This window comes from Parcubacteria group bacterium (assembly GCA_016186325.1).
In the GTDB taxonomy this organism is placed as follows: Bacteria; Patescibacteriota; Minisyncoccia; order UBA10092; family UBA10092; genus JACPHB01.
In genome coordinates, this window is the sequence record JACPLW010000002.1 from 120,933 (window position 1) to 130,925 (window position 9,993).

Genomic DNA, 9,993 nt, shown 5'->3' on the forward strand with positions numbered 1-9,993 from the left:
CCATGGAAGATCCGCGCCTACACATCATTGCGGTAACCGGTATCGTTGTTCGCGACAGCCGGTTTTTAATTATGAAACGTTCAGAAAAAGAAAAAGCTTATCCGGGTTACTGGACCGTGCCGGGCGGTAAAATTGTCCGCCACGAATATGAAAAAATGCCGATAACGCCCAATACAGAGGGCTGGTATGACATTGTCGCCAAGACGCTTAAAAAAGAGATTGACGAAGAAGCGGGCATTCAGATTCATGACGTGAAATATCTGACCGATATGACTTTTATTAGGCCGGATGACATTCCGGTATTAGTTTTAAGTTATTGGTGCCGCTATAAAAGCGGTGAGGTGCGGCTGGGCAAGGACATGACTGATTATGCTTGGGTTACGCCAAAAGAAGCCAAAAAATATAATTTAATTCCCGGAATTTTGGATGAGATTGAGTCGGTTGATAAACTTTTAGAAATTTAGTGGTACGATTAAATCGGCTGGGGAGAGTTGTTTTATAAGATTTTGGCCTAATTAATTACATTAGGGAGTCTCATATCGTCCCGGCCCGTGGGTCGCGGACTGCGGACACCCACTTGGCGAAATGCCAAATTTATCTTAGAGATGACTTTCCAAGCCACTTAAAACCCCGCAATTGCGGGGTTTTAAGTGGCTTTTTTTAAGTATTATTTTTCCAATATCATTTTTGCTTCTTCAATCAGTCTTTTTGTAACATCCGGCGGCAGTTTCAGAGATTTTTGCAGTTCTTCCGGCGATATTTTAACCAAGTCGCGCAAAAGCATAATGTTGGCTTCGCTAAAAGATTTGAGTATTGATGGGCCAATGCTCTTTAAGATTGTTACAGGATATAAACTAACATCGTCAATCCATGTTGGAAGAGGCCTTTCTTTTGGATGGTCCCAAGAAAGCATAACCATGTTCTTGCAATGGCCATATTTAATTGAATCGTGTGAAAAGCGGCTGTTTGTAATCAGCCAGCATTCATCAAGATGGGGCACTTTGCCGATTTTTGCCGAATCAACAAGATCCAAAAATCTCGCCCAAGTCGACATTGTGTCTTTTATGGTAATGAAAATTCCAAGCTCTTGCCTTAGCTTGGCTTCAATCATAGCGGTGCGGCCTTCTTTAGCTGCAAGAACGTCAACTTCGTGGGTAACGCAAGCGCCCTCAAGGATTGGCGGTAACTCTGTCTTGTAGCCGTAGGCCGCCAAAAGTTCGGCAATGTATTTCTCAAAATCAAAACCGGCGGGCCCGAGGCGTAAAATCGCGCTTCGCAAGTCATAGCGGCGGGAAGCAGCCGGCGCTTTTTTATCAAGCAAGGCGAGAATCATGCTATAAATTTCTTTGGTTTTCATTCCTTCGCGAACCCTATTTTCAATTTCACCAGCAATCCGATTAGCCGTTTCTTCACTTGCTCCTGAACGCAAAATCGTCCGCTTGATCTTTAGGGCATCAAACGGCTGCGACTGTCCATTGGATTTAATTACGTTTATCGCCATATGTTTTCGGGGTGCCGAGAATCGAACTCGGGCTGCAAGACCCCCAGCCTCGCGTACTGCCATTATACTACACCCCGCCCTTGCCCGCCGAAGCTTTAGCGAAGGCGGGTTTCATTTACTTATTTCTTTTTGGGCTTTGAAAGAGTTTTAATACACTGAACACAAGCCCTGACTCTTTTTTCAGATGACCCGCTTTCGCCAAGGCTTCGGCGGGCAAGCAAAAACACCCGTTGAATATTGGGATATTTCCTTTTTTTATCTGAGGGGTTATACTTACCGCGTAGTTTATTTCTCGGCGTTAAAAGCATTGAACCTTTACCGCAAATTTCACATATCTTAGCCATATCGCTTATTTTAATGTAATTCAATACTTTTAACACAAAAACGATGCCTAATCAAGTTATATTTTTTTTATATCCCCTGATTGTTTTATTATTCTCCGTTATTCTACACGAAGTGAGCCATGGTTTCTCGGCAAAACTTCAAGGTGATAATACCGCCGAAACGGCCGGCCGGCTTACTTTAAACCCCTTGCCGCATCTTGATCCTTTCGGTTCTATAATCCTGCCCCTTCTTTTGGCAATTCCGGCGTTTTTCGGGGCGCCGTCTTTTATTATCGGTTGGGCAAAGCCGGTGCCTTTTAACCCGAATAATTTAAAAAATAAAAGATGGGGGCCGGCGTTGGTGGCTTTGGCCGGCCCGTTGACCAATATAATTCTCGCGATGATCTTTGGAATTCTTATCAGATTCTCTTATCTTATTCCGGCTTTACCGCCTTCGTTTGATATGTTCTTATCGTATATTGTTTTGATTAATTTGCTTTTGGCCATTTTTAATTTAATGCCGATTCCGCCGCTTGACGGTTCAAAAATTTTGTTTTCGGCCTTGCCGCGTCGCTGGCATAATTTTGAGACACTACTTGAACGCCAGGGATTTATTCTAATTTTGATTTTTATCTTTTTTGGCTTTAGTCTGATTCTGCCGGTCATTTTTTCTCTTTTTAATCTAATTGCCGGCCGCCAATTCGGGTTTTAGGGGCCTTTTGAAAAACTTGACTTTTTGGCCTAGATCGACTAACATATAAGGACAACACGGAATCTCTGCTAAAGCGGGGATTTTTTGTTTGCCTGAAAGGTCTATTTTAAGCCAAAATTGGTTGAATATTGGCACAGTTAAGCCAAAAGTTTAAAGCATGAATTCAAAAATTATGAACAAAACATTAAAATTAAGCCGCTTTTGCTTCATTAGAGCCAAAGTGCTAGCGATTATTCTGGTTTTAGCTGTGAACATTCCTGCTCATAGCGTTTCCGCGGCTTGGGATTTTAAAGGCGTAATGGCGACTATTAGCGGTAAAAATGGTGATTATTTCAGTTCTCTTGTGGCTACCGGTGATTCGGTTATGGCGGTAAATATGTCTAAGGTGCCTAATACGATAAGAACGACTTTAACCGCCTATTCTTCCACGCCTGACCAGACCGACGATACGCCTTTTACCACCGCTTCAAATACCATGGTTCGCGACGGCGTTATTGCTTCCAACTTTTTGGCGTTTGGCACTAAAGTGCAGATTCCGGAAATTTTCGGCGACAAGGTGTTTACTGTTGAAGATCGGATGGCGCGCAAGCATCCCGATAAAATAGATATTTGGTTTCTTGAAAGACATTCGGCAACAAAGTTCGGCATAGTAAAAGATGCCGAAGTAATCATCTTGGATTAACAAAACAAAAATACTCCCATTAGGGGGTGTTTTTGTTTATGCTGCGCACTTCGTAGCTTTAGCGAAGAAGTGGGCGAGGAGAGAGTCGAAAAACTTGACACTTCGGTAGATATATTATTTAATTAAGCTAGTAACTTTAGTTCTTTTGTGGAAGGAGAATAATGGTTTCGATGGGAGAACTTAGAGATCTTGCGAATCTTTCGAAACTTATTTGGAAGATGAATAGAAAACAAGAATTCGGGTTCAGCTTTAATGTAGCCGATCGTTGCCCAATAGGATGTGACTGCTATTGGCGAGCTCAGCGAAGAGTTAAGGAACTATCAGACGATCAAGTTATTAAATTCTTTAACGAAAAGAAAGAGAAGGGGTATCTCATTGTAACATTGGTGGGCGGTGAGCCATATGTTAGGCCAGAGCTTCTTGAAAAAATAACACCTATCATACCGGCAAATTGGCTTGTCACATCTGGGACAACTCCTCTTAGAAAATTTCCCTGTACCACTCATTTCGTATCTGTTGATGGAGTAAATGCTGAAACACACGATGCTGTGCGAAAAAGTTCGGGTCTTTATAACAGAATTATTAAGAACATCAGTAGAGCTCGCGCCGCGTGGCAAATTTTCCCAATATATATACATACAGTTCTTAATACTAAAAACCAAAATCAGGTCAGAGAGATTCTTCGGACTTGGCTTAGTAATGGACTTGCAGATGGTGTTGTGTTTAGCACTCATACGCCCATAAAAGGAGCGGGAGACAGTACATTGCGCCTCTCAAGATTTGAGCGTATTAATATTGTTAAAGAACTTCAGAGGTGTAAAGATGAATTTGGCGATTTTCTAGTTAATACTAAGGCAATGATTCGGTTTTTACATCCTGATTTTACCGATAGTCAAAATCCAACTAAGTGTGGCACGGCACATTTTGTTCCTTCTTTTGATGCATCTGGTGGGCGGATGAAACAGTGCATTCTTTCAGAAAAGGCTGATTGTACTCAATGCGGTTGTGTAATAACAACAATGATAGAAACCGTTAGGCATTTCCCTCCAGATTTAAGCAGCCTTCGGAGTCTTGCAAAACTCAGGACAAATTAATCAAATAAGATTTATCTATTTTGATTATGAAAAACCGTCCAGCATTTTGGCGGTTTTATTTTATCATTGAACATTTTTTTTGTTGGCGAACCTGCCTTCGCTAAAACTCCGGTGGAATTATACAACTCCGCTCGAACATTTTTTGAAGGGAGGCCAGAATTTTTTCGCCGCCAATTACTTTACCTTAAAGTAATCCGCAACGGCAGTCAAAAGGTCGTCCAGATTTTCAACAAGACGAAATGGTTTTCCGCGGAGCAAGGTTTCTGGTGTGTGAAATCCCCAAGTAATACCGATTGCTCCAACACTCATTTTTTCGGCTTCGTGCATATCGCCTAAAGTGTCAGTGATAAAAACGCAGTTTTTTGGTTCGACGTTGTATCTCTCAAAAACCATTTTCATTTTCTCAACTTTGCTTGTATGTACATCATTGCCCATGATTTGAGCAAAATGATTGGCCAAATCGTGTCTTTCCAAAAATTCTTGAATCGGGCTTGTAATCGTGGAAGAAATGACAATGAGTGTATAATTCTTTTCTAGCTCAATAATAACGTCTTTAATTCCGGGCACGATTTGGACTTCTTTTTTCATTCTTGGAATGTATTCCGTAAAGAAATCAATATCGTGCCGACATTCTTCCGTGTGAACATTTATTGGTTCTTCCCAATCGTTGATGTTTCCTTCAAAACGTTTCCGATACGTATCTTCGGTTATATGAGGACAAATCATTTTCTGAATTTCAAAAGCTGGCTGGAATGAATCGGCCATGACACCGTCAAAATCAAAAAGAATGAATTTTTTCATAAATTATTTGTCTTCATCAGCCGACACGCCAAGCGCGATTTCTTTTTTAGCCAGCCGATTTTCAAAAAATTGATAGATCTCCTCTTTAATTTTGTCCGAGATTTCCTTGATACTTTCTTCTGCTTGCTTTATCAATTTTTTGTAGTCGTCAGCAAGACGCGGATACCAGTCGTCGTGTTTTAATGTCTCATTCCATTTTTGTTCGTCAAAATATTTAGTCATAACTATTTTCTAAATTGCCAATGCCAAGGCTCAAACATAGCGCCTAATTTATTATTCCGCGGATATGATTGGTAAAATCCAAATTTATCGGCATTTTTCAAAAGCCAGTTGTATTCAATAGTTTTTGCAAAATCTAGCGGCTTTTCATCGTTTGGGACTCCATCAGTAGTGATAAAATCAACTGCTTGCCCTTTTGGAAAACCGTGTTCACTGTAGCCCGGTATGGCTACGCGTTTGATAGTTTTAGAAAAGTTGAATTTGTGAAAGTTTAAATACCATAAAAAAGTTATAACTTGGTATGCTGGCGAACGATAACCAGAATCTACTAAAAGTTTCTTTTTTATGTCTTTGAAAAGCACGCTGTTTAATTTTTTGTATGCCTCGAAAACAGGCTTCGGGAGATACTGAGTTTCGATTTTTTCTATCTTATCTTTTGACTTATATTTCTGGCCGCGTATTGCTACAAGATTTTTTGGAACACCCTGTATTCTAAGATAGCGACCCTTGAACCCAAAGATTAAAGGATTGATATCTCGAAATTTTTTTACCAAAATTTTCTCTTTATCACTGAGAAACTTAAAAAGATGCTCAAAGCCAATTATTCTTACTTCGCTATTTTTCTTTTTCTTTTCTATTTTTTCCAGAATAGAAACTATGAGTTTCTTATCTTCGGCTGATGTTGAAAATTTTGGTGTATTCATAGTTATTTCAATAATTTATCAGCCGACACACCGAGTGCGTTAGATATTTTTTCTAGAGGTGATTTTTATGGGCGAGCCCACCTTCGCTAAAGCTTCGGTGGGCGAGGAGAGAGTCGAACTCTCACGAGGAATTACCCTCAAAGGATTTTAAGTCCTTCGTGTCTGCCATTCCACCACTCGCCCGGAGTATCTTTACGACTTCGCTCGAACCTACTTTATCAGAAATTCCTGAACAAAGGAAGCCGCCCCGCCGCCGCTCGCTAACGCTCGCCGCCAAGCAAAATACTCTTTACGATTTCCAATTTGCGCGCGCCACCAAAAAAATTCTTCTAAAAGGAAAAGAGTATTTTGCTTGGCTCTGCTCTGAACGAGCAGGCGGCGGGGCTGGCCTCTATTTTCGCTCGGGCGCGGCGGAATTCCCCCCACACCCCCCTTCCGCCGCGCCCTCGCTTCGACGGCGAAAAATTGCTATTGAGGAATTAACATTCCGGATTTCTCAACATGCTTTACGCCTCGATTGGTAATCATATATTTGTTATCTCTGCCCACTACAAAATCATTGTCGTGCTCAAGTTGAGTCAATGTCCTACGGACATTGGCGCGCTGATTTGGTCTTAGCCATGAAGAAAGTTCATCAACGGTTGCCCCGCTTCTGCCTCTTTGATACAGCGTAGCTAATAATCTTTCTTTCGGTCCCCAAGACGGATTGAGTGTTTTCAAAAATCCGTCAAAGTCTTGCACAACAAGAGATTTTCTCTCAATTATGCTATCTACGATGTTTTGTGCTTCTTGCGGCGATACAGAGTGATACAATCTTACCAATTCAGCCAAAACCCAATCGCACGCCGCAACAACAAAAGTCGCATCTTGCGGATTTGGATCAATCCCGTCTGCCAAATGAGCCGCGTCCCTTTTAGTTCTAATGTCATAAATCAAGCGTAGGGTACGCGGAATATGAAGACGGATTGATTCGGGCTGATTACCAAAAGGAATGTTTTGGAGGCGCGTGATTAGCTTTTCCGTATCCAATTGTTTACCGATTGGGGTTTGGCTTCCGAATGCGTGTATCTCTAATATCCGAAAAACCGCTTCAGCGAAGCGGCCTCCTTCAACCTCGTTGGGACGAAATTTGTTAAGATAATAGTTATTCTTGGTTTCGCCGTATGCCTCCAAAAGTTCCGAAACTATTTGTTTTGGTAATTTTTGTTCGAATCCTTGTTTGATAACTTCCAACATACATAAATTATTTTTTCTCTTTTTTCTTCTTTCGCGGTTTCCTAGATTTAGCGCCTGCAATAAGTTTCTTAACTGACTCTTGGTCCGGCAAAGCATTTACAATATCTGCACCATGAGTGCTCAACTGATGGGTTGCTTTCCCAGTTCCTTTAGTCAAAAATTTATAACGATCCCTTGCCTTTGTAACTACATCGGTGATATTTGAAATTTTTGGCTGCCGGGCTTCTTGGGTATTTGCCTGCGACATTTCGGCGTTTTTAAATTCTTTCCTATTTTGTTTGTATTCTCGGTAATAGGCAATCACCGCAACTCGCTGATATTCGTTCTTAGGGTTTTTGTTTTTAACAAAATCGGCCATACTCGTATCCAAGCCAGCGCTTTGGCTACCCCCAGCGATACTTGAATCTGATTGTGGAGAATTGAGATTAGTTGGAGGGGTTAGTCCTACTTGTTTGAGTGCAAACGAAATAACATCCGGACGGTCGCTTTCGTCCAGTTTCTGGAGTTCCTTTACGATTACCTCAATCGCCTTGAGTTTCGCAGAGAGTTGTAAACTATCCTTTTTCGCCATATAAGTATATCTAATACCTATTAACCGAAAAAGTCAAACTTACCAACTATATTTTTTTTAGATAATTGTTATTAGTAAGCAATTTTTTCAAAAAGTAAATCGTTGCCGTCAATAGAAAACTCAACAAACACAAGAGGACTAGACCGGCGATTGTTCGTTTGATTAAAGCGGTTGAAGCTATCAACTAATTTGCGGTAGTTATTTGTCGTTTTATCTTCAATCTTTTTCGCTATCAATACCGGTTGAATATCGCTTTGGCGATTTGGAATATAATACTGCTCTATCCAATCCACATATCTTTGAATTTGAATAACATTTCTTTCGTCCGCTTCAACCGCTTTTAATTCAATCGGAATAACCACTCTTTGGTTATTTTTCATTACCGATGGCATAACATCAATTCTCTGCATACCGACACCGCATGAAACTTCATTGCCAAGCCATTCTATTTCTGCACTATTTAGTATTGCCTCGTCCAAACTTCTGTTTTTACCCTCGCCTAGATTTTTTGTTATATACCATTGTAAATGTGCCTCAAAAGAATTTCCGGCTTGATATTTTGCTGTCAATCGCGGCAACAAATTTATTTCTTCCTTTCGTCCAGCATACGAATTAGGCCGTCTATCGGCACAAATAATTTTTTGAGCATTTGAATCGAATGAAAGCATTTTATTCTCACAATTTAACTCCGTCCGATTATTCTTGTTTCTGATAAGCTGTGTTAGCCGTTCTGCTTCATAGATAGTAATCATTGTGTTGCCACGATTACCTTTGAGTTTTCGGTATATCAAGCTCCACAACATTTGATTTGGCGAGGTCATATTTTTAATTTCATCCAACGCTTCCCACTCCGTAACCCCCTCGGCATATACCTTGTACGGCTCAATAATGGTTCTGAAAGTTAAAGATTTTTCCAGTTCATTTTTGAGATATTGCTGTCTATCATTGTTATCCAAAAATGACCAGTTGTGTTTGGCTTTAAAAATTCCAAAAAACTTGCCTTCAAAAATTTTCTCGGAAAAATCTTGCTGTAAATAAAAAATTATCTGGTCCCCCTGCCTAACCCTACCGCCATCGGCAATCATGCCGACAAGCATATTTTCTGTAGTTGCATGAAGCGAAGTGCTGGAATTATTGTTGAAATCAATTGTATTGTCTCTTGCTCCCGTACCAGCAAAAAGATACTCCAAGTGGAGTTTGAAGGTAGTTTTATCAACAATAAAAACATGGGTGGTCATATTGTTTTTTTGAAAACCAAAATGTATTCGTGCTTAAAAATATAAAAACCGCCAACAAGCGCGCGGTATCTCCATAAATTTTCCTGATTCAATTTTGCGCGATTGTTCGCCATATTTTTTACTAAAATACTTTTTAATTTCAGTCCCTTTCCGCGCTTGAGCGTTTCTTGCATGAGATAAAAACCGAGTGGCACCCATTCGCTATTTGTGTATTTATCCCCGATCACAATTCCCAAATAGCGATTTCTGTCTAACAGATCGGTAAAGTTTTCTATCACATCACCAAATTTTGAGGTAAATTCTTCAACTGTTGCGGCATTACACAAATCCTCTTTTTTGTTACTGAATTTTATTATGTCGTGATATGGGGGGTGTAAAATAATCATGTGGACGCTTTTTTGGCCATTCTTTTTGAGAGTATCCAAAACTTTTTCGCGCGCTTCTTTTGTCGTGCTATCGGCAACAATAACTTCTGTAAAAACTTTTTCACCATTAGGAAGTTCACTATTTATATTTTGTACTGCTACGCGCGCGACTTCCGGCATAAGCTCAATACCTATACCGTGTCGCCCCAGCCTTTTCGATTCAATAAGAGTTGTCCCATTGCCCAAAAAAGCGTCCAAGACAACATCGCCTTTTTTTGTAAATCTCCGCATCATTTGATTCGGGATTTGCGGAATAAAATTGCCGTGGTAAGCATTATTGTGCGCGCCTGATTTATCGCGCTCACCTATCAACCACAAACTATCGGTAAGAATATCTTGATATTCTTTCCATTCGTCTAGATTTAAGTCGTTAATTTTTGATTTAGAATTTCCATTCATAGGTAATTGTATTGTATCTGATTTTTCAATTTCCTGCAATTTTTCGCCGTCGAAGCGAGGGCGCGGCGGAAGGGGGGTGTGGGGGGAA

Annotated in this window: 12 protein-coding genes and 2 tRNA genes; 4 read left to right on the forward strand and 10 right to left on the reverse strand. The window is 40.5% G+C overall.

What is annotated here, in order from left to right:
* Positions 1–2 precede the first annotated feature (2 nt).
* Positions 3–464, forward strand: a complete 462-nt coding sequence (locus tag HYW79_01110) for an NUDIX domain-containing protein (protein MBI2635127.1) — start codon at positions 3–5, stop codon at positions 462–464.
* 203 nt (positions 465–667) lie between these two features.
* Here the strand turns inward: HYW79_01110 and HYW79_01115 are convergent, their stop codons facing one another.
* Positions 668–1,501 (reverse strand): ATPase, encoded by an 834-nt coding sequence (locus HYW79_01115; protein MBI2635128.1) that lies wholly within the window; start codon positions 1,499–1,501, stop codon positions 668–670.
* A gap of 6 nt (positions 1,502–1,507) precedes the next feature.
* Positions 1,508–1,578: transfer RNA gene (locus HYW79_01120), tRNA-Pro, on the reverse strand.
* A gap of 310 nt (positions 1,579–1,888) precedes the next feature.
* Here HYW79_01120 and HYW79_01125 point away from each other — a divergent pair.
* The 3 genes from HYW79_01125 to HYW79_01135 all read left to right on the forward strand — a co-directional run bounded on the left by HYW79_01125 (position 1,889) and on the right by HYW79_01135 (position 4,312).
* Entirely contained in the window at positions 1,889–2,536 is a 648-nt protein-coding gene (locus HYW79_01125) for a site-2 protease family protein (GenBank protein MBI2635129.1), read from the forward strand.
* A 172-nt stretch (positions 2,537–2,708) separates the two neighbouring features.
* Positions 2,709–3,218, forward strand: coding sequence for a 3D domain-containing protein (locus HYW79_01130; GenBank protein MBI2635130.1), 510 nt, complete (start codon positions 2,709–2,711; stop codon positions 3,216–3,218).
* Positions 3,219–3,379: 161 nt separating this feature from the next.
* Complete coding sequence (locus HYW79_01135) at positions 3,380–4,312, forward strand: radical SAM protein (GenBank protein MBI2635131.1); 933 nt, start codon at positions 3,380–3,382, stop codon at positions 4,310–4,312.
* Between the two features lie 174 nt (positions 4,313–4,486).
* On the opposite strand, the gene HYW79_01140 is transcribed toward HYW79_01135, so the two are convergent.
* The 8 genes from HYW79_01140 to HYW79_01175 all read right to left on the reverse strand — a co-directional run bounded on the left by HYW79_01140 (position 4,487) and on the right by HYW79_01175 (position 9,905).
* Entirely contained in the window at positions 4,487–5,113 is a 627-nt protein-coding gene (locus tag HYW79_01140; protein MBI2635132.1) for an HAD family hydrolase, read from the reverse strand.
* Positions 5,114–5,116: 3 nt separating this feature from the next.
* Positions 5,117–5,335, reverse strand: coding sequence for a hypothetical protein (locus HYW79_01145; protein ID MBI2635133.1), 219 nt, complete (start codon positions 5,333–5,335; stop codon positions 5,117–5,119).
* A 2-nt stretch (positions 5,336–5,337) separates the two neighbouring features.
* Positions 5,338–6,036 carry a D-alanyl-D-alanine carboxypeptidase family protein gene (locus HYW79_01150; GenBank protein MBI2635134.1) on the reverse strand — a complete coding sequence of 233 codons (699 nt, stop codon included), beginning with the start codon at positions 6,034–6,036 and terminating at the stop codon, positions 5,338–5,340.
* 98 nt (positions 6,037–6,134) lie between these two features.
* Positions 6,135–6,219: transfer RNA gene (locus HYW79_01155), tRNA-Leu, on the reverse strand.
* Between the two features lie 285 nt (positions 6,220–6,504).
* On the reverse strand, positions 6,505–7,272 hold the full coding sequence (locus HYW79_01160) for a hypothetical protein (GenBank protein ID MBI2635135.1): 768 nt from the start codon (positions 7,270–7,272) through the stop codon (positions 6,505–6,507).
* 7 nt (positions 7,273–7,279) lie between these two features.
* Complete coding sequence (locus tag HYW79_01165) at positions 7,280–7,843, reverse strand: hypothetical protein (protein ID MBI2635136.1); 564 nt, start codon at positions 7,841–7,843, stop codon at positions 7,280–7,282.
* 71 nt (positions 7,844–7,914) lie between these two features.
* Positions 7,915–9,081: a DUF91 domain-containing protein gene (locus tag HYW79_01170; protein MBI2635137.1), complete on the reverse strand. Its 1,167-nt coding sequence runs from the start codon at positions 9,079–9,081 to the stop codon at positions 7,915–7,917.
* Complete coding sequence (locus tag HYW79_01175; GenBank protein MBI2635138.1) at positions 9,078–9,905, reverse strand: DNA methylase; 828 nt, start codon at positions 9,903–9,905, stop codon at positions 9,078–9,080. Before HYW79_01175 ends, HYW79_01170 begins: the two co-directional genes overlap by 4 nt.
* Between the last annotated feature and the right edge of the window lie 88 nt (positions 9,906–9,993).

Coding starts and splice junctions, on each gene's coding strand:
- HYW79_01110 (MBI2635127.1), top strand. CDS start 3: ATGGAAGATCCGCGCCTACACATCATTGCGGTAACCGGTATCGTTGTT.
- HYW79_01115 (MBI2635128.1), bottom strand. CDS start 1,501: ATGGCGATAAACGTAATTAAATCCAATGGACAGTCGCAGCCGTTTGAT.
- HYW79_01125 (MBI2635129.1), top strand. CDS start 1,889: ATGCCTAATCAAGTTATATTTTTTTTATATCCCCTGATTGTTTTATTA.
- HYW79_01130 (MBI2635130.1), top strand. CDS start 2,709: ATGAACAAAACATTAAAATTAAGCCGCTTTTGCTTCATTAGAGCCAAA.
- HYW79_01135 (MBI2635131.1), top strand. CDS start 3,380: ATGGTTTCGATGGGAGAACTTAGAGATCTTGCGAATCTTTCGAAACTT.
- HYW79_01140 (MBI2635132.1), bottom strand. CDS start 5,113: ATGAAAAAATTCATTCTTTTTGATTTTGACGGTGTCATGGCCGATTCA.
- HYW79_01145 (MBI2635133.1), bottom strand. CDS start 5,335: ATGACTAAATATTTTGACGAACAAAAATGGAATGAGACATTAAAACAC.
- HYW79_01150 (MBI2635134.1), bottom strand. CDS start 6,036: ATGAATACACCAAAATTTTCAACATCAGCCGAAGATAAGAAACTCATA.
- HYW79_01160 (MBI2635135.1), bottom strand. CDS start 7,272: ATGTTGGAAGTTATCAAACAAGGATTCGAACAAAAATTACCAAAACAA.
- HYW79_01165 (MBI2635136.1), bottom strand. CDS start 7,843: ATGGCGAAAAAGGATAGTTTACAACTCTCTGCGAAACTCAAGGCGATT.
- HYW79_01170 (MBI2635137.1), bottom strand. CDS start 9,081: ATGACCACCCATGTTTTTATTGTTGATAAAACTACCTTCAAACTCCAC.
- HYW79_01175 (MBI2635138.1), bottom strand. CDS start 9,905: ATGAATGGAAATTCTAAATCAAAAATTAACGACTTAAATCTAGACGAA.